This window comes from Pseudomonas sp. S2_H01 (genome assembly GCF_054668305.1).
Map to the genome: position 1 here is coordinate 713,214 of NZ_CP162756.1, position 23,959 is coordinate 737,172.

Here is a 23,959-nt window from a genome sequence, read left to right on the forward strand (position 1 = left end):
TCAGTGCTTCCTCGGTGCGAGGTAACTGAGCCAGCGGCGCTCGGCCAGCTTGAACAGTTTCACCAGAATGAAAGTCAGGCACAGGTAAAACACGCCAGCGGTGATGTAGGCCTCGAAGGGCAGATAGAACTGCGCATTGACGGTGCGCGCCGCGCCGGTGATGTCGATCAGCGTGACGATGGAGGCCAGACTCGTGGTCTGCAGCATCATGATCACTTCGTTGCTGTATTGCGGCAGCGCCCGGCGCAAGGCCGACGGCAGCAGAATGCGGCGGTACATCTTGGCCTTCGACATGCCCATCGCCCGAGCGGCTTCGATCTCGCCGGGCGGTGTGGACTTGAGGCTGCCGGCGATGATCTCGGCGGTGTAGGCGCTGGTGTTGATGGCGAACGCCAGGCACGCGCAGAACGTCGCGCTCGACAGCCACGGCCAGAGGATGCTCGCGCGCACCGCTTCGAATTGCGCCAGACCGTAATAGATCAGGAACAACTGCACGAGCATCGGCGTGCCACGAATCACGTAGGTGTAGCTCCAGGCCAGCAGGTTGACCCAGGCGACCTTGGACACGCGCATCAGGCCAAGCGGCAACGCCGCCAACAGGCCGAAGAACAGCGACAGCGCGAGCAATTTGAGGGTGATCAACAGACCGCCGAAGTACAGCGGCAGGTTTTCCCAGACGACGTTGTAATCGAAGATCATAGGTCTGCCACCCTTACGCCGGCCGAATAGCGTTTTTCGATATAGCGCAGTACCAGCAGCGAGACACTGGTGATCACCAGGTACATGGCCGCGACTGCGAGGAAGAAAGTGAAGGGTTCGCGGGTGGCATCCGCCGCCTGCTTGGCCTTGAACATCATGTCTTGCAGACCGACCACGGAAATCAGCGCGGTGGCCTTGGTCAGCACCAGCCAGTTGTTGGTGAACCCCGGGATCGCCAGACGAATCATCTGCGGCACCAGAATGCGGAAGAACACCCGCGAGCTGCTCATGCCGTAGGCCATACCGGCTTCGGCCTGCCCTTTGGGAATCGCCATGAAAGCGCCACGGAAGGTTTCCGAGAGGTACGCACCAAAAATGAAACCCAGCGTACCGATGCCGGCCATCAGCGGGTTCAGATCGATGTAATCGTCGTGACCCAGCAGGGGCGCGACGCGGTTGAGCAGGTCCTGACCGCCGTAGAAAATCAGCAGGATCAGCACCAGGTCAGGAATGCCACGAATGACCGTGGAGTACAGATCGCCCAGCCAGGCCAGCCAGCGCACCGGCGACAGGCGCAGCGACACGCCGATCAGACCGAGCACGATCGCCAGTGCCATGGAGCACAGAGCGAGTTGCAGGGTCAGCCATGCACCGTCGAGGATGACGGCTCCGTAGCCTTTCAACATGTTGTTTGGCCCTCGAGCGCGGGATAGAAAAATGGCGCAATCAGAAGGATCGAATACCCACTGCTTGCGCCATCAGGTGCTGGCTTCGACTTACTGGCCGTAGATGTCGAAGTTGAAGTACTTGTCTTGAATGGCCTTGTATTTGCCGTTGGCACGGATGGCTGCGATGGCTGCGTTGATCTTGTCCAGATCGGCCTTGTCGCCTTTGCGAACCGCGATGCCGACGCCGTCGCCGAAGTAGTTGACGTCGGTGAACGCCGGGCCGACAAACGCATAGCCCTTGCCTGAATCAGTGTTCAGGAAGCCGTCCTGCAACAGGGTGGCGTCTGCAACGGTACCGTCAAGACGACCGGCGCCGATGTCCAGGTAGATCTCGTTCTGCGAGCTGTATGGCTTGATTTCAGCGCCCAGTGGAGCCAGGACTTCCTTGGCGAAACGCTCGTGGATCGAACCACGCTGCACACCGATGTTCTTGCCCTTGAGTTCGGTCAGGCCGTCGCTGACGACGGTGCCTTGCTTCATGACCAGGCGGGCCGGGGTGTTGTAGTACTTGTTGGTGAAGTCGACGGACTTCTTGCGGTCTTCGGTGATGGACATCGAGGACAGGATGGCGTCGATCTTGCGCACTTTCAGCGCAGGGATCAGGCCGTCGAACTCTTGCTCGACCCAGACGCACTTGACCTTCATCTCTTCGCACAGGGCGTTGCCGATGTCGTAGTCGAAACCGACGATGCTGCCATCAGGCGCTTTCGAGGCGAATGGAGGGTACGCCGCTTCGATGCCGATTTTCAGTGGCTTTTCATCGGCGAACACCGGCTGTGCCAATACGGACAGCGCCAGCGCACCCAGCAGCATGAGCTTTTTCATTCTTGGAACTCCATCGGTATAACGCGACAAATGGCAGTGAGCGAAACGCTCAATGTGCAGAAGGAATAACTGAAATTGCGACGCGAGGTGCCATCGAGTCTCAGGGCTCGACAAGCCTTCGGCGAGTGATCGGCATTTTAGCGACAGGTTGAAAGTCGATATTTCTTCAATGCGACAACTAGTTACAGAAGCACTGGAAATGCCGATCAGCCTGATTGACAGCCCTAGGCGTTTATGCGAGAGGCTCTTTTGGCAAACCTATCAACGAAGCAAATAACGCGCCCATTATTGGCAAAGCCTTCTAATCCGGCAAGTCTGGCGTGGAGGCACGCCGGTTTGAGGCGATGAAGTGCATCAATTTCGGGGTGAAATGCCCCACCCAGGTGCGCAGGGTGACAGCCTGAGGGGGACGGTAACAAATCGATATATATCCCGGTTTCCAATCCCCCTATTGTCCCTGTAGGAGCTGCTGGAGGTTACGACAGTGGCGAATGCGGAGTGCCAGGTAAATCGCGTTCGCCACTGTCGTAACCTCCAGCAGCTCCCACAATTTCTCGGAGGCTCCATCCGATATGAGCAGATCCGGGGCCGTACACACAAAAACGCCCCGTCCGGCTTTCACCGAACGGGGCGTTTTCGACCGCTGAGCGTCAGGCGACGTTCATGGTCTTGTGGGTTTCGACCAGATGCGCCACCACACCCGGGTCGGCCAACGTGGAGATGTCGCCCAGCGCGTCGTACTCGCCCGTTGCAATCTTGCGCAGGATGCGGCGCATGATCTTCCCGGAGCGGGTCTTCGGCAGGCCCGGCGCCCACTGAATCACGTCAGGTGAGGCAATCGGGCCGATTTCCTTACGCACCCAGTTACGCAGTTCAATGCGCAACGCTTCGTCCGGCACTTCACCGCCGTTCAGGGTGACGTAGACATAAATGCCCTGCCCTTTCAGGTCATGCGGCACACCGACCACGGCCGCTTCGGCGACTTTCGGGTGCGCCACCATCGCGCTTTCGATTTCGGCAGTCCCCATGCGGTGGCCGGAGACGTTGAGCACGTCGTCCACGCGCCCGGTGATCCAGTAGTAGCCGTCCTCGTCGCGACGCGCACCGTCACCCGTGAAATACATGCCACGGAAGGTCTTGAAGTAGGTGTCGACGAAACGGTCGTGGTCGCCGTACAGCGTGCGCGACTGGCCCGGCCAGGAATCGAGAATCACCAGATTGCCTTCGGCCGCGCCTTCGATCAGGTTGCCCAGGTTATCCACAAGCGCCGGAATCACACCGAAGAACGGACGGGTCGCCGAGCCTGGCTTGAGCGCGGTGGCGCCTGGCAACGGGCTGATCAGGATGCCGCCGGTTTCGGTCTGCCACCAAGTGTCGACGATCGGGCAGTTTTTCTTGCCCACGGTGTTGTAGTACCAGTTCCAGGCTTCCGGGTTGATCGGCTCGCCCACCGAACCCAACAGACGCAGGCTCGAACCGTCAGCGCCTTCAACGGCCTTGGTGCCTTCGGCCATCATGGCGCGAATGGCGGTTGGCGCGGTGTAGAGGATGTTGACTTTGTGCTTGTCGATGATTTTCGACATGCGGGTGATGTCCGGGTAGTTCGGAATGCCTTCGAACAGCAGCGTGGTCGCGCCGTTGGCCAGCGGGCCGTAGACGATGTAGCTGTGGCCGGTGACCCAGCCCACGTCGGCGGTACACCAATAGACTTCACCCGGCTTGTAGTCGAACACGCGTTCATGGGTCAGCGCGGCGTACAGCAGATAGCCTGCGGTGGTGTGCAGCACGCCTTTCGGTTTGCCGGTAGACCCCGAGGTGTAGAGGATGAACAGGGATTCTTCGGCGCCCATTTCTTTCGGGGCGCAGGTGGCCGATGCCACTTCCAGCAGGGTGTGGTACCAGATGTCGCGATGACGGTTCCACTCGATCTCGCCACCGGTGCGCTTGCAGACGATGACTTTCTGGACGCTGCTGGTTTCCGGGTTGGTGAGTGCACGGTCGACGTTGGACTTGAGCGCCGTGCGCTTGCCGCCACGCAGACCTTCGTCAGCGGTGATCACCACTTTCGACTTGCAGTCGATGATGCGACCGGCCAGGGCCTCAGGTGAGAAGCCGCCGAACACGACCGAGTGAATCGCACCGATGCGGGCACACGCCAGCATGGCGACCACGGCTTCGGGGATCATGGGCATGTAGATCGTGACGACGTCGCCACGGTGCACATCCTGGCCGCGCAAGGCGTTGGCGAACTTGCACACTTCTTCATGCAGTTCGCGGTAGGTGATGTTGCGGCTTTCGGAAGGATCGTCGCCCTCCCAGATGATTGCGACCTGATCGCCTCGTTCGGCCAGATGGCGATCCAGGCAGTTGTAGGAAACGTTCAGGGTGCCATCGGCGAACCACTTGATGTCGACGCGGTGATCGTCGAAGGAGGTCTGTTTGACGGTGGTGAAAGGCTTGATCCAATCCAGGCGCTTGGCCTGCTCACGCCAGAAGCCATCGGGATTGACCACCGACTGCTGGTACATGGCCTTGTAGGTCGCCTCGTCAGTCAGCGTGTTTGCTGCCACTTCAGGGCGAACGGGGTACAGGGAAGCCGCACTCATCTTTCTTACCTCGGTGGAAATGTTGTTTTTGTATGGAACCGTTGTATCCGCCGATGGCCGCGAAAGCCATTCGACGATGGTCTTACCGGACCTCAGCATAACGCCGAAAAGCGCTCAAATGCGCCATTTGTGGCAAATCTTCATGTATGAACTACGACCAAAGCACTATAAAACTGAAGGCCCGCGAGACCGCTTCAGCGATTGTTGCGCATTTGCTCAATAGTCTTTATCAGAATGGTTTCTATATGAATCCATGACAGCCACTTAGAATTCATCTCGCCAACACGGCAAATGATTGACAACTAACAGCCCCCCACACTGGCCTGTCAATCAACAACCCATCACGTAAATAACTGGCTTCACGCAGAGCCCCACAAGGGTTCTGTGCACCCTGCCGAATGGAGTTCCTGTTTCGCAGCGTTGATGAAGCAACCAAGAGGAAACATGTAATGAAAGCTGCACTGGTTGTAATGGCTCTTTGTGGTTTCAGCGCCGCGGCAATGGCGCAGGACGGACCGAGTGAGATTTCCAGCCAAGCACAACCCGTCGAGCAATACACTTACTCGACTCATCTGGACATTGCCAAAGTCATCTCCGTGGACGAAGTGCCCAACGTCTGCAGCGTCGTGCCACAGCACATGACGTACGAAGACTCCCAGGGCAAGCGCCATGTACTGGAATACCAGGTCATGGGCAACGGGTGCAGCAACGGATAATCAAAACGTTTTATATGAACGCCCTGACGATTGTCATCGCCGGGGCGTATTTAATATTCAATAACTCCCCTCCCGCACGGACTTAACTCTTATCGACACCATACTGCTTTAACTTGTTGGCAATCGTGGTATGAGAAACACCCAGTCGTTTACCCAATAATCGACTGCTTGGATGCGCCGCATATAAGTGTTCAAGTACCGCTTTTTCAAAGCGCCCGACAATATCCTCCAGCCCGCCCTCCAGCGAAAAGTCCCCGAGCGGTTGTGGCGCGCCATAATCCGGCAGACGAATGTGCTCGGCCTTGACCACCCCGCCTTCGCACAACGAGACCGCCTGAAACAGCACGTTTTCCAACTGCCGCACGTTGCCGGGCCAATGGTATTGGCCGAGACGGATCATCGCGCCCGGAGCGATCTTTGGCAGCGGACAACCGATCTGCCGACTCGCCTGATCGAGGAAATGCTGCACCAGGGGTTCCAGACCGTCGAGGCATTCACGCAGCGGCGGGATGTGCAATGACAGCACGTTAAGCCGGTGATAAAGGTCCTGCCGGAACTCGCCGCGCGCGCACAACTCCGAGAGGTCCACTTGCGTCGCGCAGATCACCCGTACATCCAGATAGACCTCTTCATCGCTGCCGACCCGGCGAAAGCAGCCCTCTTGCAGATAACGCAAAAGCTTCGCCTGCAACCGCGCACTCATTTCCGCGACGCCGTCGAGGAACAATGTGCCGCCCGCCGTGAGCTCCAGCAGGCCGAGTTTGCCCTCGACCCGCGCGCCCTCGAAGGCACCCGGCCCGTAACCGAACAGCTCGGTTTCTGCCATCGACTCGGACAGGCCCGCGCAATTGAGCGCCATCATCGGCGACTGCCCGCGCGGGCTGGCCAGATGACAGGCGCGGGCCAGCAATTCTTTGCCGGTCCCCGTTTCGCCCTCTATTAACAGGGGCGCGTCCAGCGGCGCCATGCGACGCGCCTCGCGCACCACTGCCGCCATGACTTTCGAGCTTTGGAAGATGCTGTCGAAACCGCGCAACTCCTGCTTGCGCACGTTATAGATGTGCTCACCCACGCGGTCCGCGCGATGCAGGGTGAGCACGGCACCGGCCATCGCTTCGCTGTCCTCATGCTCGGACTGCAGCGGCGCGATGTCCGCAAGAAAAACGTCGCCCTTCACCTTCACCCGCAGGCCATTGATGCGCGAACGATTGGCGCGCACCAATTGTGGCAAATCGAAATCTTCGGCATAGCGGGAGAGCGGAATACCCGGCACCTCATCCACGCGCACGCCAAGCAGTTGTGCCGCCGAGCGATTTGCCGCCACGATCGACCCGTTCATGTCGATGGACAGCACCGGAAATTCCAACGCGCCGAGCAGGGCGTTCAGCTCCATATGCCGACGCTCACTCGGCATCAGTCCCACACGCTTTACGCCAAACACACCCGCAATGGTCTCGAACTTCGGCACCAGCGCCTGGAACTGAAGATTGACCAAATTGGGACAGCGCAGATAAATCGCATCGCCGTGTTCACCGCCGACTTCGCCGCCAGAGACGTTGACACCATAGGAAACCAGCAACTCAAGGATGTCGCGCAGGATCCCGACGCGGTTTTGGCAGTGCACTTTGATGCGCATGGGCAGTCGACTCTTCTAAGCAGGAAAGCTTTCTAGCAGGGAAGGTTTTTGTCATGAAGCGAAGTTTATCGTCAAGATTACGTTACAGCGCAAGCGGATCAGCGGCAGGAATGCTGCAGATTTCAGGCTTTACTCATACAGGTGTCAGGTTTTCTTTACGGTATTGATGCAGTTCTGGAAGTCACTACGGCGTTGACACCGCTGCAAACGGCATGAAAAACGTTATCTATAGCGTCAGGCACCTTGCCTCGCTCCAGATAACAAAAAGCCATTCAGGAGAGCAGCATGAGCACGCAGTACGTCGCCCGTGAACCGGATGCCGTCGGGTTTATCGACTACCCCGACGCCGAGCATGCCGTGTGGAATACGCTGATCACCCGCCAATTGAAGGTGATCGAAGGCCGCGCCTGCCAGGAATACCTGGACGGCATCGAGCAATTGAACCTGCCTCACGACCGGATTCCTCAACTGGGCGAAATCAATCGGGTGCTGGACAGCACCACGGGCTGGCAAGTCGCCCGCGTGCCCGCGCTGATTCCCTTCCAGACCTTCTTCGAACTGCTGGCCAGTAAGCGGTTTCCCGTGGCTACGTTCATTCGCAGCGAAGAAGAACTGGATTACCTGCAAGAGCCCGACATCTTTCATGAAGTCTTCGGACACTGCCCGCTGCTGACCAACCCCTGGTTTGCGGAATTTACCCACACCTACGGCAAGCTCGGGCTGGCAGCCAGCAAAGAGCAGCGCGTGTACCTTGCCCGCCTTTACTGGATGACCATCGAATTCGGGTTGGTTGAGACCGCGCAGGGGCGCAAGATTTACGGCGGGGGGATTCTTTCCTCACCGAAGGAGACCGTGTATAGCTTGTCCGAAACACCCGAGCATCAAGCCTTCGACCCGATCGAAGCGATGCGCACGCCCTACCGCATCGACATCCTGCAGCCGCTGTATTTCGTACTGCCGGAGCTCAAGCGTCTGTTCGACCTCGCCCACGAAGACATCATGGGCATGGTCCAGACTGCCACGCAGTTGGGGCTGCATACCCCTCGCTTCCCCCCTAAAACAAAAGCCGCCTGAACAGGACACCCTTTATGACCTCCCTCAACCAAGCCCACTGCGAAGCCTGCCGCGCCGACGCGCCTCACGTCAGCGAAGCCGAACTGCCAGAGTTGCTCCGCCAGATTCCCGACTGGAACATCGAAGTCCGTGACGGCGTGATGCAGCTGGAGAAAGTCTTTCTGTTCAAGAATTTCAAATTTGCGCTGGCGTTTACCAACGCGGTCGGCGAAATTGCCGAAGCCGAAGGTCATCACCCCGGTCTTCTGACCGAGTGGGGCAAAGTGACCGTGACCTGGTGGAGCCATTCCATCAAAGGGCTGCACCGCAACGACTTCATCATGGCCGCCCGCACCGACGAGGTGGCCAAAGGCGCCGAGGGCCGTAAGTAAATGCATTTTTCACAGATTCAGCGTGTACCGGATGATCCGATCCTGGGCTTGATCCAGGCCTATGCCAACGACCCGAACCCGAACAAGTTCGACCTGGGCGTTGGCGTGTACAAGGACGCGCAAGGCCTGACCACCATCCCGCGCGCGGTCAAGCTGGCCGAACAGCGTCTGGTGGATTCGCAACCGACCAAGACCTACATCGGTGGCCACGGCGAACCGCGATTCGGCACGTTGATCTGTGAACTGGTGATGGGCGCCGATTCGCCGTTGATCACGACCAAACGCGTCGGCGCTACTCAGACGCCGGGCGGCACTGGCGCTTTGCGATTGTCGGCTGACTTCATCGCCAACTGCCTTCCGGGCAAGGGCATCTGGCTCAGCGATCCGACGTGGCCGATTCATGAAACGATCTACGCTGCGGCCGGTTTGAAGGTCAACCACTACCCGTACGTGGGCAGCGATAACACGCTCAATGTTCCGGCCATGCTGGAGACACTGAACACCGTCCCGGAAGGCGACGTCGTGCTGCTGCACGCCTGCTGCCACAACCCGACCGGTTTCGACCTCGGCCACGATGACTGGCTTGAAGTCTTGAAGATCGTCAAGCGCCGCAACCTGCTGCCGCTGATCGATTTCGCCTACCAAGGTTTCGGTGATGGCCTGCAGGAAGACGCCTGGGCCGTCCGCCTGTTCGCCGCCGAGCTGCCGGAACTGCTGATCACGAGCTCCTGCTCGAAAAACTTCGGCCTGTACCGCGAACGCACCGGCGCGTTGCTGGTGTGTGCCGACAGCACCGACAAACTGATGGATGTGCGCAGCCAACTGTCGGCCACCGCGCGCAACCTGTGGTCCAACCCACCGGATCACGGCGCCGCTGTCGTTGCTGAGATCCTCGGCGATCCAGAACTCAAAGCGCTGTGGGCCGACGAAGTCGAAGAAATGCGCAGCCGCATCGCGCAGTTGCGCCAAGGCCTGGTTGAAGCCCTGACCCCATTGGGCCTGGGCGAACGCTTCGCCCACATCGGCGTACAACGCGGCATGTTCTCCTACACCGGCATGAGCGACGACCAGGTCGCCCGCCTGCGCAAGGAACACAGCGTATACATGGTCGCCGCTGGCCGCGCGAACGTGGCAGGGATTGACGCTACGCGTTTGGATGCACTGGCGGCGGCGTTTGCGGCGGTTTGTAAGGACTGACCTTCGACTCCTACAGGAACGCCACCGATTTGCGCTTCAACGTGGTCCCTGTAGGAGACGTCCGAGGTTACCAGGGTAAGGCCCTCAGTTCGGACGAAGGCAGTGGATTATTCAGCCTCTGCGCTGCTGAACCACCGCATCGCCAGCAAGCCGGCTCCTACAGTTTCAAAGCGTGCCACCGATTTGCGGATTGACGTGGTTCCTGTAGGGGACGTCCGAGGTTACGAGGGCAGCGAATGCGGTGGGGCATTCAGCGCAAATGCCGCTGACCCGCTGCAATCGTTGGAACGCCGCTCGGGCAAGCTCGCCTCTACAGGATTTTGGTTGTAGCAACCAATCGCCACTACATGACCAACGGCCAGCATTAAAAGTCTGTTTGTCATCTCGTGTGCTGTATCCTCCCTGAGCGTTTTTTGGACGCGCTGTTCAAACCAGCAGCAACAAAACTTGTGAGGAGCGACGCTATGCATGAAATCCCAAACTTCCCCTTCCCAAGCCAAAACCAGCAAAGCGCAGCAGCCCGTCAGGAACTCGGTCAGCCGATCGAGATGAAAGCCAGCGGGAAAAGTGGTGATAGCAAGAAAGCCCAAAGCCAACGCTGAAGGCTGATTTCAGCCCCTATGCAAGAGCGTCTTTCAGGCGTACTTCCATAAGGGCTGATTGCTTTGAGATGACTCGATGACCGAATTTACTGAAACACAGGCTCAGGCCTTGATCGGCACCGCCGAGAAGATGATTGAAATCTGGGCACGTCTGAGCCCGGAAAAACAGAACGCGTTGCTGGCCCGCTTCGGCACTCAGGAAAACGCGCTCGCTGCTTTGGTCACGACGCAACTCGTGGCACCCGCCGCCCAATAATCATAAAAGCCGTTATCGGCACCCCGCGTTCGGTTCATCCTTCTGCTGCCGTGAGCGAAGCCTTCTGCTGCCATCAGCCAGCAAGCCTCGTTATCATGTGTGGCATCGCTTGGCTTTCAAGCGTCTACGCTTCAATCTGTTTCTGCCCTCTCTGTACCTCCCCTGTCGTAATCGTGGATGGATGCCCATGCCAGACGCTTCAAGCGCCGCTTCACCTCGCCCTATCGCCGTCACGCTTCAGGTCGTTTCCATTGTTCTGTTCACGTTCATCGGCTACCTGAACATCGGCATTCCGCTGGCCGTACTGCCCGGTTACGTCCACACCGACCTGGGGTTCGGAGCCGTTGCTGCCGGTCTCGTGATCAGCGTTCAGTACCTTGCGACGTTGCTCAGCCGGCCGTACGCCGGGCGCATCATCGACACCAAGGGGCCTAAGAAAGCCGTGATCATCGGCCTGTTCGGCTGCGGGCTGAGCGGCGTGTTCATGCTGCTGGCCGGATGGCTCGATGCCTGGCCGATGGCAAGCCTCATCAGCCTGTTCATCGGCCGCCTGGTGCTGGGTAGCGCCGAGAGCCTGGTGGGTTCGGGTTCGATCGGTTGGGGGATAGGCCGAGTAGGCGCTGCGAACACCGCCAAGGTAATTTCCTGGAACGGCATCGCCAGCTATGGCGCATTGGCCATCGGCGCGCCCCTGGGCGTCTTGCTGGTGAATGCCATGGGGCTGTGGAGCATGGGCGTGAGCATCATGCTGCTGGCGGCGCTGGGGATTTCGCTGGCGTGGAAAAAGACGCCTGCGCCCATCGTGCACGGCGAACGCATGCCGTTCCTGCATGTGCTCGGTCTTGTCCTGCCCCACGGTACGGGCCTGGCCCTGGGGTCTATCGGTTTCGGCACCATCGCGACCTTCATCACGCTGTATTACGCGAGCCACACGTGGCCGAATGCGGTGCTGTGCCTGAGCCTGTTCGGCGCCTGCTTCATCGGCGCGCGACTGCTGTTCGGCAACATGATCAACCGCATTGGCGGCTTCCGCGTGGCGATTGCCTGCCTGTCGGTCGAGGCGCTGGGCTTGCTGCTGTTGTGGCTGGCGCCCAATCCAAACCTGGCGCTGGCGGGCGCCGCGCTGACCGGTTTCGGGTTCTCGCTGGTGTTCCCGGCGCTGGGTGTGGAAGCCGTGAATCTGGTGCCCGCTGCCAGTCGAGGGGCCGCGGTGGGCGCGTACTCACTGTTCATCGACTTGTCGCTCGGGATTACCGGTCCGGTGGCGGGCGCCGTGGCCGCAGGCTTTGGCTTCTCATCGATCTTTCTGTTTGCAGCACTGGCCTCGCTCGGCGGGCTGGGGCTGAGCATTTACCTGTACAAACAGGGGAAGGTGATGCGGGACAAAGCAGCGCCGGTCTGACGAAGACAGGGCTGCCACGCGTTCGGCAGTGAGAGCCCTGTCGCAACGTCAAAAATCCACTTTCCCCCGCCCCGCCTTGATCGACCCGCGTTTGGATTTCGATTCCAGCCTGCGGGTTTTCGACCCCAACGTCGGTTTGGTTGGCCGACGCTTTTTCTCGACCTTCGCCGCGCTGACAATCAATTCGCTCAGCCGCTCCAGCGCGTCCGCGCGGTTCTGTTCCTGGGTACGGTATTGCTGAGCCTTGATGATGATCACGCCGTCACTGGTGATTCGACTGTCGCGCAGTGCCAGCAACCGTTCCTTATAGAACAGGGGCAAGGCCGACGCGTTGATGTCGAACCGCAGGTGCACCGCACTGGACACCTTATTGACGTTCTGACCGCCCGCGCCTTGCGCGCGAATGGCCGTCAGCTCGACTTCGTTGTCCGGCAGGTGCACGTTGTTGGAGATGATCAGCATGGGACATCGCAGCTCGTGAAGGGAATAAAAACCTTGTAGGAGCGCGCTTGCCCGCGATTGCAGGGTATCAGCCACCGAAGAGGTGATGGACAGATGGCAATCGCGGGCAAGCGCGCTCCTACATAAAGCCGCCGTTCCAGCGCTTACTTAATGATCGACGTGCGCTGCGCCATCGACTCGCCGTCGGCATAGCGCTTGTTCTTGATCACGTAGAACACCCACATGACCACCAGCCACACCGGAATCGCATAGACCGACACCTGAATACCCGGAATCATCAGCATGATGCCCAGGATCAGCACAACAAACGCCAGGCACAGGTAGTTGCCAAACGGATACCAAAGCGCCTTGAACAGCGGTTGCTGGTCCTTACGGGTCATGTGCTGGCGGAATTTCAGGTGCGAGTAGCTGATCATCGCCCAGTTGATCACCAGCGTCGCAACTACCAGTGACATCAACAGTTCCAGCGCATTCTGCGGGATCAGGTAGTTGAGCAACACCGCAATCAACGTCACCGCCGCCGACACCAGAATCGCCCGCACCGGCACGCCTCGACCATCGACCCGCGCCAGCGCTTGCGGCGCATCGCCCTGCTCGGCCATGCCGAACAGCATCCGCGCGTTGCAATAGGTGCCGCTGTTGTACACCGACAACGCGGCCGTCAGCACCACAAAGTTGAGAATGTGCGCCGCTGTCGTGCTGCCCAGCATCGAGAACACATGCACGAACGGGCTGCCACTGTAGGCATCGCCCGATGCGTTGAGATCAACCAGCAAGGCATCCCATGGCGTCAACGACAGCAGGACCACAAGCGATCCGATGTAGAAAATCAGGATGCGGTAGATCACCTGATTGATCGCTTTGGGGATGATGGTTCTTGGCTGATCGGCTTCGGCTGCGGTGAACCCCAGCATTTCCAGACCGCCGAACGAGAACATGATGAACGCCAGGGCCATCACCAGACCGCTGACCCCATTGGGGAAGAAGCCGCCGTGGTCCCACAGGTTACTGACGGAGGCCTGCGGGCCACCGCTGCCACTGACGAGCATGTAACTGCCCAGCGCGATCATGCCCAGGATGGCCACAACCTTGATGATTGCGAACCAGAATTCCGCCTCGCCGAAGACTTTGACGTTGGCCAGGTTGATGACGTTGATCAACACGAAGAACACGGCCGCAGACGCCCAGGCCGGGATCTCCGGCCACCAGTACTGCACGTATTTGCCGACGGCGGTCAACTCCGACATGCCCACCAGGATGTACAGTACCCAGCAATTCCAGCCGGACAGGAAACCGGCGAAACCGCCCCAATACTTGTGTGCGAAATGGCTGAACGACCCGGCGACCGGCTCTTCGACGATCATTTCGCCCAGCTGGCGCATGATCATGAAGGCGATGAAGCCGCACAGGGCATAGCCGAGAATCATCGACGGCCCCGCCGATTTGAGAACGCCCGCCGACCCCAGGAACAATCCTGTGCCGATGGCGCCTCCGAGGGCGATCAGCTGGATGTGACGGTTTTTAAGACCACGCTTCAAGTCACCCGAATGGGACATGTGTTCACTCATTGAATAGTCACCTTCTTGTTCTTGTCTGTGACGGAATCGAACCCGACGCGCTCATGACGCGGCGGAATGAAACGGGGTGGGTAAACCCCGAATTTTTGTGGCGTCCATACGCCGATGATTCACAGAAAAAACGCGGCGCATTGTACACCGGCAACGTTGCGGTTCGCCGAGAAAACCTGTGCGCTCGGTCAGAGACCTGCCCCGGAAAACAGGAGGCTTTTGGCTAAACGTCAGACTATTTCGCGTTCGAATGGCACGGAAAATTTTTCAAAACCGACACAATTCCGTCGTAAAAAAAATTCAGAAGAAACGCTTCAGCTCTGGCGTTGTTTTTCCAGCAAGTTTTTGTTTTTCAGGCAGATTGCCAGTATTTCGCGTCCGAAATTTCTTTTGCAACAGTCGGACTATTGAACTAGTTTTTTCATCGCTGCTGGCCAAGAAGGTCAGTGTGCTTCCATGACGAGGCAGCCTCGGGCGCCAGCCAGTGGTCCTCGTCGCATTCGGCAAGTACGTCATTCCCCAGGAGATTCACCTATGCAATCAGTGGAACATACTCTGGAAGAAGAACTGCAACTGGACGACTGGTTTGAAGCACCGACTCATGACGCTGCCGTGGAGATGATGCAAGCCGACGCCGTGGTGGCGTTTGGCACCGCGATGTGGCCGTTCTAAGGCAGACAAAGGGCGAACGCGTCTGACGCGTTCGCTTTTTTTGTTTTCGGCATTTGCAACGGAGCGCCCCCATGATGGAACAGAGCAGCGCAATCGAGCACTTTCTTTATTACCTGCGACACCATCCGGCTATCGACGGCATGTCCTCACCCAACGTGTTGCTGGCCCACACCGGAGATTACACGGCAATCGTCGGCAACATTGTCGAAAGCGCCACCGCCCATAATGCCTTGCGCTTCAGCACGATGGCGCTTGATGCATCCCCCATTGATGAGTTGGCCCAAGCCATTACCCACGCCGACCTCTACGTGCTGTTCTACGATGCCTCAACCCTGCCCCATCCAAGCGCCGAAGGCCCGGCCTTCATTCGCTCGTTGCAGACGGTGATGTCGGATCAATGGAAGAAATCCCTGCTGTTCAAGGATTACGGCCGCTATTTCTACGACACCTTCAGCGTTAAACCCGAACGCATCGCCCACCTGAACGCAGCCCTGATCGACCATATGAATCAAGGCGAGACGCTGAGTTTCAGCGATGAACGTGGCTCTTACTTCGAAGCGCCGCTGCGTGAGTTGAAGAAATGGACCAACATCAATGGGGTCGGCAATTACGACCTGGCGCCAGGTGAGATCGCCACCCACAGCGACTCGATCAATGGCCACGTTAAATTCGTCGGCACCTTTCTCAGCACGATCCCCTTCGCCCGCAAATACGGGGTGATCGAATCACCGCTGGAACTGCGGATCGAAAACTCCACCATCACCCGCGTCGCAACCGACGTACCGGGGCTGGAAAACGACTTCAACAAATACCTGGATGCCAACCCGTCTAACCGGCGGGTGGAGGAGCTGGGCATCGGCACCAACGAGGGCGTGACCCGGCTGTATGCACGCAACGCCGGCTTCGAAGAACGCCATTGCGGCCTCCATCTGGGACTCGGCGGCGGCGCGAAGGGCAGCCATCACCTGGACCTGATTTTCAACAGCGGAACGCTGGCTGTGGATAAACGCGTGGTGTTTGACGGGGCGTTTCATCTGAACGTTTAGGCGTCGACTTCTCCAGTGGCTGCGCGCAAGCATCGCGATGCAAGCTCACTCTCACTGACCTTTGCAACAGAAACAAAAACGCCAGTCTCTCGACTGGCGTTTTTTATTTCACACCGCAATCACTCAGGCTTGCGACGACCGAAGCCCGGACGCTGACCGGAACCGGCTGGCGGGCCACGGCGCTTGCCGGACGGGCTTTTGTCATCGACCAGCTTGATGCCGGGACGTGAGGTCTTCGGTTTGGCCGGGCGCTTGTTCATGTCGCTAGGACGTTCGGCCACGGGTGTGCCGCGGCTGCTGTCGCCACGGTTTTCACCACGGCTGTCGCTACGACCGCCAACTGCCGGACGTGGCGTACGGGCTGGACGCCCCCTTCGGCCGGCTTGCGCGCAGGGCGCTCGCCGTCGGCCATGCGCGGCTCGCGAGGTGCACGCTCGGCAGGCACGGCATCCTTGGCTGGACGCAACTGACGCACGCGTTCGCCTTTGCCCAATGGACGCGAAGATTGACGCTGAAGACGTTCCAGCTTGTCCTTGGTCTTGGCGTTCATCTGTGGCATGGCAACCGGCGTCAGACCGACTTCAGCGCTGAGGATGTCGACTTCCTGCTGACTCATTTCGCGCCAGCGGCCCATCGGCAGATCGGAATTGAGGAACACCGGACCGAAACGCACGCGCTTCAGACGGCTGACCACCAGACCTTGGGATTCCCACAAGCGACGCACTTCGCGGTTACGGCCTTCCATCACCACGCAGTGGTACCAATGGTTGAAACCTTCACCGCCCGGCGCTTGCTGGATGTCGGTGAAACGCGCGGGACCGTCTTCGAGGATCACGCCGTTCTTCAGGCGCAGCAGCATGTCGTCGTCGACTTCGCCACGCACACGCACGGCGTACTCGCGGTCCATCTCGAACGAGGGGTGCATCAGGCGGTTGGCCAGCTCACCGTCGGTGGTGAACATCAGCAAACCGGTGGTGTTGATGTCCAGACGACCGATGTTGATCCAGCGGCCTTCTTTCGGGCGCGGCAGACGATCAAACACGGTCGGACGGCCTTCAGGGTCGTCACGGGTGCAGATTTCGCCGTCTGGCTTGTTGTACATGATGACGCGGCGAACGGTTTCGGCCGCTTCTTCGCGACGGATGACGCGACCGTCAACGGTGATGGCGTCATGCAGATCGACGCGCTGACCCAGGCTTGCCTGAACGCCGTTGACCTTGATGCGGCCTTCGCCGATCCAGGCCTCGACGTCACGGCGCGAGCCGACGCCAATGCGTGCGAGGACCTTTTGCAGTTTTTCGCCTGCTGGGCCGATCTCTTTGTCCTGCTTGTCTTGTTCACTCATCTGGGCACCTCCCGGTGTGTCGAATCAGGGCGTGCGCGAGTGGGCACGGCCTGTTGCCCTGTTCTCCGGCAAGAGTGACTCTCTGGGCCGGAAGGGCTGAAAACTGAAACCTGTGGCGAGTGTGGATCGCCAAAAGGTCGAGAATCATACGCTCATGGAACGCGTTGCGCATCAGAGACTAGACGAAAACGCTGATAACGATGGCGGGCTCACTTCTTTTTCCGCCGACCGGACGCCTTGAGCTTGACCAACCTCATGGCCGACTCGGCCAGGACCGAACGTTTCTCGTCCTTGTCCATCTTCTTCCACGACTTGATCTCGCGCTTGCTGCGCCCGCAACCAAGGCAGATGTCGTCGTCGAATTTGCAGACGCTGATGCAGGGGTCTTTGGTGCTCATGGTTTCTTTAGCCACCGCGATAACACTGTGGGAGCGAATTCATTCGCGAAAAAAAGTCCAGGCATAAAGGGATATGTCGGTCATATGGGCCTCTCGCGAATGAATTCGCTCCCACAGGATCTCGCCTCATCGCAATATTGTGGCGACCGTCACTCATTGCCTACCGCGGATCCTCGTCGTCCGCCGGCTCATCTTCCAATTCAGACTCTTTATCGTCCTGATCGAGCAATAAATCGTCGAAATCAGTTTTCAGGCCTTGCTCCATGGTGTCGAGCTCAGCCAGCAGGCTGCGGAAACTGGTTTCGTCGCGCGGTGGTTCCGGCTCGGCGTCGGGGTCCGCTTCCAGGCTGGCGTCGGCCAGCGCTTGCAAATGCGCGGGCACCGGGGCGTCGTCGAAGTCCAGGATCGGTTCGGCTTCCATCTCGCGAAGGTCGGCCAGCGGCGGCAACTCATCGAGGTTTTTCAGGTTGAAGTGATCGAGAAACGCCTTGGTGGTGGCGAACATCGCCGGCTTGCCCGGCACATCGCGGTAACCGACGATCCTGATCCATTCACGCTCAAGCAAGGTCTTGACGATGTTGCTGTTGACCGCCACACCCCGAACATCTTCGATTTCGCCCCGGGTAATCGGCTGCCGATAGGCGATCAACGCCATGGTCTCGAGCAGCGCGCGGGAATAGCGCTGCGGGCGCTCTTCCCACAAGCGACCGACCCACGGCGCGAACTTTTCGCGAATCTGCAGGCGATACCCCGTCGCCACTTCCTTCAATTCAAACGCACGGTTGTCGCAGGATTTGCTCAACAACGTCAGGGCTTTCTTGAAGACGGCGGGTTCGGGACGCTCGCCCTCCTCGAACAGCTCGTACAGCCGCTCGAGCGATTGGGGTTTACCCGAGGCCAGCAGGAAGGCTTCGAGCAGCGGCGCGAGTTCGCGGGGTTCGGTCAGGTTCATCGATCAGCTCTTGCTCTTTATTCGGCTCGCGCACGCACATGAATGACAGCGAAAGGTTCGTTCTGGACCAGCTCGACCAGTTGCTCCTTGACCAGCTCAAGGACGGCCATGAAGGTGACGACTACGCCCAGACGCCCTTCCTCTGCCGTGAACAGCTCGGCAAAGGGCACAAACCCGGCACCTTTCAGGCGCTCCAGAACATCGCTCATCCGCTCGCGGGTCGAGAGCGCCTCCCGGCTGACCTGATGGCTTTCGAACATGTCACCACGGCGCAGCACCTCGGCCATGGAGATCAACAATTCTTCCAGCGCGACGTCGGGTAACAACTTGCGCGCCCGCGCTTCCGGTGCGTCGAGCTTCGGCACCACGACATCGCGCCCGACGCGGGACAACCCGTCGATGCCTTCGGCCGCGGCCTTGAAGCGCTCGTATTCCTGCAAGCGACGAATCAGTTCGGCGCGCGGATCGTCTTCTTCCGCTTCGACCGACTCCGAGCGCGGCAGCAGCATGCGCGACTTGATCTCGGCGAGCATCGCGGCCATGACCAGGTATTCGGCGGCCAGCTCCAGGCGCACGGTCTTCATCAGCTCGACGTAGCCCATGTACTGGCGAGTGATTTCCGCCACCGGGATGTCCAGGATGTTGATGTTCTGTTTGCGAATCAGATACAGCAGAAGGTCGAGGGGGCCTTCAAACGCTTCGAGAAAGACTTCCAGCGCATCCGGCGGAATGTACAGGTCAAGCGGCATCTGCGTGACGGCCTGACCGTAGACCATCGCAAAGGGCAGTTCCTGCTGGGCATCGGCTTGCGGGTCGAGCACTGCAACGCCAGGCGTTTGGAGGTCGGTCACTCGACTTCGACCCCGAACGGCGTCGGATCGCCACAGCCCACACGGACCACTTGCGGATCGCCTTCGGACAGATTGATCACGGTGGACGCGGATATCCCGCCCTCGCCACCGTCAATGATCAGGTCGACCTGATGCTCGAGCACATCACGCATTTCGTGGGGATCGCTCATCGGAAGGGTTTCGCCCGGCATGATCAGGCTGACGCTCATCAGCGGTTCGCCGAGCTCGCGCAACAGCGCCTGAGCGATCGGATGCTCCGGCACCCGCAAGCCGATGGTACGGCGCTTGGGATGCAGCACCAGTCTCGGCACATCGCGCGTCGCCCCGAGAATGAACGTGTACGGGCCAGGGGTGTGCGCCTTGAGCAAGCGGAACGCGGCGGTGTCGACTTTGGCAAACGTGCCCAGTTGCGACAGGTCGCAGCACATCAGGGTGAAGTTGTGCTTGTCATCGAGCTGACGCAGGCGGCGAATGCGGTCGACCGCCGTCTTGTCCTCCATTCGACAACCCAGCGCATAGGACGAATCGGTCGGATAAACCACCAGACCGCCGGCCCTGATAATCTCGACCGCCTGCTTGATCAGACGCGACTGCGGGTTCTCCGGGTGGACCTGGAAAAATTGACTCACGGTATCTTCCTGTTCAGACGGCAGTAGGCTGGTCATGTTTGAATCGCCCCCAAAGTGGCGGCAGATCCTCAGGCAAAGGGCGATAAACACCAATTTCGGACCAGGCGCCAGGCGCATGGAAATCACTGCCGGCGCTGACCAGCAGACCGAATTCACGGGCCAGAATGGCGAGACTGCCGACCTGATCGGCAGGCTGCAGGCCGTTGACCACTTCTATTGCATGGCCACCCGCCTCAATGAAATCGGCGACCAGCCTGCGACGCTTGCTGCGAGTGAAATCGTAATGCGATGGATGCGCCAGACTGACCCAGGCACCCGCGGCCCGCAGCGTCGCGACGGTGTCTTCCAGCGTTGGCCAGTGCTGCTTGACGTCGCCCAGCTTGCCCGCACCGAGCCATTTTCGAAATGCTTCGGCGCGGTCTTTCACGAAACCTTCATTGATCAGGAAATCCGCGAAGTGCGGCCGAGCCGGCGCATTACCACTGTCGCCGAGCGCTTGCTGGACCGCGCGAGCACCTTCCAGCGCGCCGGGCATACCTTTCATCGCCAATTTGCGACTGATTTCTTCGGCGCGCAACCAGCGTCCGGTGTGCAATTGCTCAATGGCGTCGAGCAAAGGCCGGGCATCGACATTAAAGCCATACCCCAGAATATGAATGGTGGCACCGCCCCACGCGCAGGACAGCTCGATGCCGTTGATCAGTTGCATGTCCAGCGCAACCGCCGCCGCGCGGGCTTCTTCAAGGCCCTCAATGGTGTCGTGGTCGGTCAGCGCCAGCACCCGAACGCCGTTCTCGTAGGCACGCGCGACAAGTGCCGCGGGCGCAAGCGCACCATCGGACGCGGTACTGTGGCAGTGCAGATCGACATTCATAGGGGCGCTTTCGCAGTCATTGATGTTTGTTATTATGCCGTCACATCCAGCTTCTGGCTCTTACTGTGAAACAATTCATCGACTTCATCCCGCTTATCCTGTTTTTCATCGTCTACAAAATCAGTCCTCAGGCCGTCGACATCCTCGGTCACACCTTCATGGTAGGCGGGATTTTCAGCGCCACCGCGATGTTGATCGCCAGCTCCATCGTGGTCTACGGCATCCTGTTCATCCGTCAGGGCAAACTGGAAAAAAGCCAGTGGCTGACGCTGATCGCTTGTCTGGTGTTCGGCAGCCTGACGCTGGCGTTCCACAGCGAAACCTTCCTTAAATGGAAAGCTCCGGTGGTCAACTGGCTGTTCGCGCTGATCTTCGCCGGCAGCCATTTCATCGGCGACCGCCTGCTGATCCAGCGCATCATGGGTCACGCACTCACACTGCCTCAGGCGATCTGGGTCAAATTGAACATCGCCTGGATCGTGTTCTTCCTGTTCTGCGGCGCTGCCAACCTGTACGTGGCGTTCACGTATCAAGACTTCTGGGTTGACTTCAAAGTCTTCGGCAGCCTGGGCATGACCCTGATCTTCCTGATCGGCCAAGGCATCTTCCTGGCCCGTCACATCCACGATGCCGACGCATCGACCCAGCCTTCAACAAAAAAGACAGAGGACTGAAATGCTCTACGCAATCGTAGCAACGGACGTCGCCAACTCGCTGGAAAAACGCCTTGAAGCGCGGCCTGCGCACCTTGAGCGCCTGAACGCAATGAAAGCCGAAGGCCGCATCGTACTTGCCGGCCCCAATCCGGCCGTCGACAGCAATGACCCGGGCACAGCGGGATTCACCGGCAGCCTGGTCGTCGCCGAGTTCGAATCCCTGGCCGCGGCGCAGGCCTGGGCCGACGCTGATCCGTACGTCAAGGCGGGTGTCTACGACCACGTCGTGGTCAAGCCTTTCAAGCAAGTCCTGCCATAACGGCTTACGCCTGACAGGCCGCCCGACCTCGCCATGAGGTCGGGTTCGCAACACGCCCCTTCTGACTGCTCATTATTCGCATTCTGCTGCCGATACCCTGCCAAATGCCCAATAAAGCCGGCGCGCTTTCAGGTGCCGCAAGAAAAGTCAGGAGTTCAGATGCGTCCACGTCCGTGGTGTCTGCTAGCGGCCGCGCTGGCCGTTTCGGCAATGAGTTTCGATGTCCAGGCCGAAGAAACAACCGATACCGTCAGCCACGCGTTGCCGTTGCCCAGCACCGCCAGCCAGCTGACCGACCTTCGCCAGCGTCTGGCCGACAGCGAGAAGCAGCGCGAAGAGTTGACCCGGCAATTGCAAAATGCCGACACTGAACGCGAAAGTATTCAGCTCGGACGCCTGCGTCAGGAGAACCAAAGGCTTAAACTGCAGCTCAAAGAAGCACAGTCGGTCATGCCTGCGCGCGTACTGACCGAGCAACAACAATGGTTCGTCACGGGGGGCGGCGTTGCAATGGTGGCCCTGCTGTGCGGTATCTTTGCCAGCGGCTGGCGTAGACAGCGTCGGCAATGGCTAAATTGAGTGAGTCATGAGCGAGCTGTTACTTATTGATGATGACCAGGAGCTGTGTGAGCTCCTGAGCAGTTGGTTGAGCCAGGAAGGCTTTCAGGTCCGGGCGTGTCACGATGGCCAGAGTGCCCGCAAGGCGCTCGCCGAAAGTGCTCCCGCGGCCGTGGTGCTGGACGTGATGCTGCCCGACGGCAGCGGACTGGAACTGCTCAAGCAATTACGCACCGATCACCCCGACCTTCCCGTGTTGATGCTTTCGGCACGCGGCGAGCCGCTGGACCGCATTCTGGGTCTGGAGCTGGGCGCAGACGATTACCTCGCCAAACCCTGCGACCCTCGCGAGCTGACGGCACGCCTGAGGGCGGTCCTGCGTCGCAGTCATCCGGCCGCCGTGTCCAGCCAGATCGAACTGGGCGACCTGTGCTTCAGTCCGGCCCGAGGCGTGGTGACCATCGATGACCAGGAGTTCACCCTGACCGTCTCCGAAGCCCGTCTGCTCGAAGCACTCCTCGGTCAACCCGGTGAACCGCTGGAGAAACAGGAGCTGGCGCAACTGGCACTGGGTCGCAAGCTCACGCTTTACGACCGCAGCCTGGACATGCACGTCAGCAACCTGCGCAAGAAGATCGGCCCGCACGCTGACGGACGCCCGCGCATCGTGGCGTTGCGCAGCCGGGGCTATTACTACGCCGTTTAAGGCGACTGTCCCGCCATCGCGGCACTGCACAAATCCTGTGGGAGTGAGCTTGCTCACGAAGATGTCGGCACAGTCAGACCATCGTCTGGACCGAACTTCAGCATTCGTGAGCAAGCTCACTCCCACAGAAACACCTGTGTGCGGTCAAGTAGCGCGGCATCAGTGGCCCGGTCTATCTGTAAGCCCCATGCCAAAACCTCTTTACCCAAGCTTTACGCCCGCCTGACCTCGCTTGACCTTGATCTCCCTAAACTGGCCACAACCGGCACAGAGCCGGATTCGAGACAAGGAGATACACCATGCGTAAGACTCTGATGGCTTTGATGTTCGCTGCTGCTCTGCCAACCGTTGCGATGGCCATGCCTCCGGAAGGCGGCCCGATGGCCGGCCCAGGTTTTGACGGCCCCGGCATGCATCACCGCAAAGGCCCGTTCGACAAACTGAACCTGACCCCGGAACAACGTCAGCAAGTGGGTAAACTGATGGGCGATCAATGGCACGGCCGCTCAGAAATCACCCAGAAATACCTGGCCAAGCTGTCGCCAGCCGATCAGAAGGCAATGCAGGACGAACTGGCAGCCAAACACGCCAAAACCCAGGCCGACATCCGCGCCGTGCTGACACCTGATCAGCAGAAGACCTTCGATCAGATTCAGAAGGACCAGGCGCAACGTCGCGCAGACCGTGCCGAGTTTGAAGCCTGGAAGGCGCAAAAAGCGCAGAAGGCTCAGTAATTATCCGGTAACACGCTGCTGGCGCGGCCGTACACTTGCAACCCGACACGCTCTCCCCGGCGTGTCGGGCTTTTCCA

Annotated in this window: 27 protein-coding genes and 1 pseudogene; 15 read left to right on the forward strand and 13 right to left on the reverse strand. The window is 59.4% G+C overall.

Going from position 1 to position 23,959, the window contains the following annotated elements; all coding sequences use genetic code 11:
• The 4 genes from AB4N84_RS03170 to acs all read right to left on the reverse strand — a co-directional run bounded on the left by AB4N84_RS03170 (position 1) and on the right by acs (position 4,858).
• Complete coding sequence (locus AB4N84_RS03170; protein WP_460045227.1) at positions 1 to 699, reverse strand: ABC transporter permease; 699 nt, start codon at positions 697 to 699, stop codon at positions 1 to 3.
• The gene (locus tag AB4N84_RS03175; RefSeq protein ID WP_460045229.1) at positions 696 to 1,385 is read right to left on the reverse strand and encodes an ABC transporter permease; all 690 of its coding nucleotides are present in this window, start codon (positions 1,383 to 1,385) and stop codon (positions 696 to 698) included. The genes AB4N84_RS03170 and AB4N84_RS03175 overlap by 4 nt, the downstream gene beginning before the upstream one ends.
• 90 nt (positions 1,386 to 1,475) lie before the next feature.
• The gene (locus AB4N84_RS03180; RefSeq protein ID WP_074757301.1) at positions 1,476 to 2,252 is read right to left on the reverse strand and encodes an ABC transporter substrate-binding protein; all 777 of its coding nucleotides are present in this window, start codon (positions 2,250 to 2,252) and stop codon (positions 1,476 to 1,478) included.
• 650 nt (positions 2,253 to 2,902) lie between these two features.
• Positions 2,903 to 4,858, reverse strand: coding sequence for an acetate--CoA ligase (gene acs, locus AB4N84_RS03185; protein ID WP_074757303.1), 1,956 nt, complete (start codon positions 4,856 to 4,858; stop codon positions 2,903 to 2,905).
• Positions 4,859 to 5,307: 449 nt separating this feature from the next.
• Here acs and AB4N84_RS03190 point away from each other — a divergent pair, with 449 nt between their 5' ends.
• Positions 5,308 to 5,574 carry a DUF2790 domain-containing protein gene (locus AB4N84_RS03190; RefSeq protein ID WP_074757305.1) on the forward strand — a complete coding sequence of 89 codons (267 nt, stop codon included), beginning with the start codon at positions 5,308 to 5,310 and terminating at the stop codon, positions 5,572 to 5,574.
• 82 nt (positions 5,575 to 5,656) lie between these two features.
• On the opposite strand, the gene AB4N84_RS03195 is transcribed toward AB4N84_RS03190, so the two are convergent.
• A complete protein-coding gene (locus AB4N84_RS03195) occupies positions 5,657 to 7,210 on the reverse strand; it encodes a sigma-54-dependent transcriptional regulator (RefSeq protein ID WP_074757307.1) in 1,554 nt (517 codons plus the stop codon).
• Positions 7,211 to 7,495: 285 nt separating this feature from the next.
• Between AB4N84_RS03195 and phhA the strand changes: the two genes are divergently transcribed.
• The 6 genes from phhA (at position 7,496) to AB4N84_RS03225 (ending at position 12,112) form a co-directional block, all read left to right on the forward strand.
• Entirely contained in the window at positions 7,496 to 8,284 is a 789-nt protein-coding gene (gene phhA, locus AB4N84_RS03200; RefSeq protein WP_460045231.1) for a phenylalanine 4-monooxygenase, read from the forward strand.
• Positions 8,285 to 8,298: 14 nt separating this feature from the next.
• Positions 8,299 to 8,655 carry a 4a-hydroxytetrahydrobiopterin dehydratase gene (locus tag AB4N84_RS03205; protein ID WP_074757311.1) on the forward strand — a complete coding sequence of 119 codons (357 nt, stop codon included), beginning with the start codon at positions 8,299 to 8,301 and terminating at the stop codon, positions 8,653 to 8,655.
• Positions 8,656 to 9,852: an amino acid aminotransferase gene (locus AB4N84_RS03210; protein ID WP_460045232.1), complete on the forward strand. Its 1,197-nt coding sequence runs from the start codon at positions 8,656 to 8,658 to the stop codon at positions 9,850 to 9,852.
• A gap of 464 nt (positions 9,853 to 10,316) precedes the next feature.
• Complete coding sequence (locus tag AB4N84_RS03215) at positions 10,317 to 10,454, forward strand: hypothetical protein (protein WP_460045233.1); 138 nt, start codon at positions 10,317 to 10,319, stop codon at positions 10,452 to 10,454.
• Positions 10,455 to 10,530: 76 nt separating this feature from the next.
• Positions 10,531 to 10,710 (forward strand): hypothetical protein, encoded by a 180-nt coding sequence (locus AB4N84_RS03220; protein WP_460045234.1) that lies wholly within the window; start codon positions 10,531 to 10,533, stop codon positions 10,708 to 10,710.
• Positions 10,711 to 10,897: 187 nt separating this feature from the next.
• Entirely contained in the window at positions 10,898 to 12,112 is a 1,215-nt protein-coding gene (locus AB4N84_RS03225) for an MFS transporter (protein WP_074757317.1), read from the forward strand.
• Between the two features lie 48 nt (positions 12,113 to 12,160).
• Here AB4N84_RS03225 and arfB read toward each other — a convergent pair whose 3' ends face one another.
• Both arfB and AB4N84_RS03235 read right to left on the reverse strand, forming a co-directional pair.
• The gene (gene arfB / locus AB4N84_RS03230) at positions 12,161 to 12,574 is read right to left on the reverse strand and encodes an alternative ribosome rescue aminoacyl-tRNA hydrolase ArfB (protein ID WP_460045235.1); all 414 of its coding nucleotides are present in this window, start codon (positions 12,572 to 12,574) and stop codon (positions 12,161 to 12,163) included.
• Between the two features lie 143 nt (positions 12,575 to 12,717).
• Positions 12,718 to 14,142, reverse strand: a complete 1,425-nt coding sequence (locus AB4N84_RS03235; RefSeq protein WP_460045236.1) for an amino acid permease — start codon at positions 14,140 to 14,142, stop codon at positions 12,718 to 12,720.
• A 219-nt stretch (positions 14,143 to 14,361) separates the two neighbouring features.
• Here AB4N84_RS03235 and AB4N84_RS03240 point away from each other — a divergent pair, with 219 nt between their 5' ends.
• From AB4N84_RS03240 to AB4N84_RS03250, 3 genes are all read left to right on the forward strand, one after another.
• The gene (locus AB4N84_RS03240; protein WP_460045237.1) at positions 14,362 to 14,553 is read left to right on the forward strand and encodes a hypothetical protein; all 192 of its coding nucleotides are present in this window, start codon (positions 14,362 to 14,364) and stop codon (positions 14,551 to 14,553) included.
• A gap of 123 nt (positions 14,554 to 14,676) precedes the next feature.
• Positions 14,677 to 14,814: a hypothetical protein gene (locus AB4N84_RS03245; RefSeq protein WP_167362111.1), complete on the forward strand. Its 138-nt coding sequence runs from the start codon at positions 14,677 to 14,679 to the stop codon at positions 14,812 to 14,814.
• Between the two features lie 74 nt (positions 14,815 to 14,888).
• Positions 14,889 to 15,860: a M29 family metallopeptidase gene (locus AB4N84_RS03250; RefSeq protein ID WP_074757382.1), complete on the forward strand. Its 972-nt coding sequence runs from the start codon at positions 14,889 to 14,891 to the stop codon at positions 15,858 to 15,860.
• 119 nt (positions 15,861 to 15,979) lie between these two features.
• Here the strand turns inward: AB4N84_RS03250 and rluB are convergent.
• The 6 genes and pseudogenes from rluB to AB4N84_RS03280 form a co-directional block, all read right to left on the reverse strand.
• Positions 15,980 to 17,205: pseudogene (gene rluB / locus AB4N84_RS03255) on the reverse strand (23S rRNA pseudouridine(2605) synthase RluB).
• A gap of 209 nt (positions 17,206 to 17,414) precedes the next feature.
• Positions 17,415 to 17,603 carry a DUF1289 domain-containing protein gene (locus tag AB4N84_RS03260; RefSeq protein WP_074757325.1) on the reverse strand — a complete coding sequence of 63 codons (189 nt, stop codon included), beginning with the start codon at positions 17,601 to 17,603 and terminating at the stop codon, positions 17,415 to 17,417.
• A 160-nt stretch (positions 17,604 to 17,763) separates the two neighbouring features.
• Positions 17,764 to 18,555 carry an SMC-Scp complex subunit ScpB gene (gene scpB, locus AB4N84_RS03265; RefSeq protein WP_074757327.1) on the reverse strand — a complete coding sequence of 264 codons (792 nt, stop codon included), beginning with the start codon at positions 18,553 to 18,555 and terminating at the stop codon, positions 17,764 to 17,766.
• 17 nt (positions 18,556 to 18,572) lie between these two features.
• The gene (locus AB4N84_RS03270; protein WP_167362112.1) at positions 18,573 to 19,271 is read right to left on the reverse strand and encodes a segregation and condensation protein A; all 699 of its coding nucleotides are present in this window, start codon (positions 19,269 to 19,271) and stop codon (positions 18,573 to 18,575) included.
• 131 nt (positions 19,272 to 19,402) lie between these two features.
• On the reverse strand, positions 19,403 to 20,035 hold the full coding sequence (locus AB4N84_RS03275) for an L-threonylcarbamoyladenylate synthase (protein WP_143024490.1): 633 nt from the start codon (positions 20,033 to 20,035) through the stop codon (positions 19,403 to 19,405).
• 13 nt (positions 20,036 to 20,048) lie between these two features.
• Positions 20,049 to 20,909, reverse strand: coding sequence for a PHP domain-containing protein (locus AB4N84_RS03280; RefSeq protein WP_460045238.1), 861 nt, complete (start codon positions 20,907 to 20,909; stop codon positions 20,049 to 20,051).
• Positions 20,910 to 20,974: 65 nt separating this feature from the next.
• On the opposite strand from AB4N84_RS03280, the gene AB4N84_RS03285 reads away from it, so the two are divergent.
• From AB4N84_RS03285 to AB4N84_RS03305, 5 genes are all read left to right on the forward strand, one after another.
• Positions 20,975 to 21,583, forward strand: a complete 609-nt coding sequence (locus tag AB4N84_RS03285; RefSeq protein WP_074757333.1) for a septation protein A — start codon at positions 20,975 to 20,977, stop codon at positions 21,581 to 21,583.
• 1 nt (position 21,584) lies between these two features.
• Positions 21,585 to 21,884 (forward strand): YciI family protein, encoded by a 300-nt coding sequence (locus tag AB4N84_RS03290; protein WP_460045239.1) that lies wholly within the window; start codon positions 21,585 to 21,587, stop codon positions 21,882 to 21,884.
• A gap of 159 nt (positions 21,885 to 22,043) precedes the next feature.
• The gene (locus tag AB4N84_RS03295) at positions 22,044 to 22,463 is read left to right on the forward strand and encodes a translation initiation factor 2 (RefSeq protein WP_074757337.1); all 420 of its coding nucleotides are present in this window, start codon (positions 22,044 to 22,046) and stop codon (positions 22,461 to 22,463) included.
• 7 nt (positions 22,464 to 22,470) lie between these two features.
• The gene (locus tag AB4N84_RS03300; RefSeq protein WP_346829608.1) at positions 22,471 to 23,148 is read left to right on the forward strand and encodes a response regulator transcription factor; all 678 of its coding nucleotides are present in this window, start codon (positions 22,471 to 22,473) and stop codon (positions 23,146 to 23,148) included.
• A 299-nt stretch (positions 23,149 to 23,447) separates the two neighbouring features.
• The gene (locus AB4N84_RS03305; RefSeq protein ID WP_460045240.1) at positions 23,448 to 23,882 is read left to right on the forward strand and encodes a Spy/CpxP family protein refolding chaperone; all 435 of its coding nucleotides are present in this window, start codon (positions 23,448 to 23,450) and stop codon (positions 23,880 to 23,882) included.
• Positions 23,883 to 23,959: the final 77 nt, after the last annotated feature.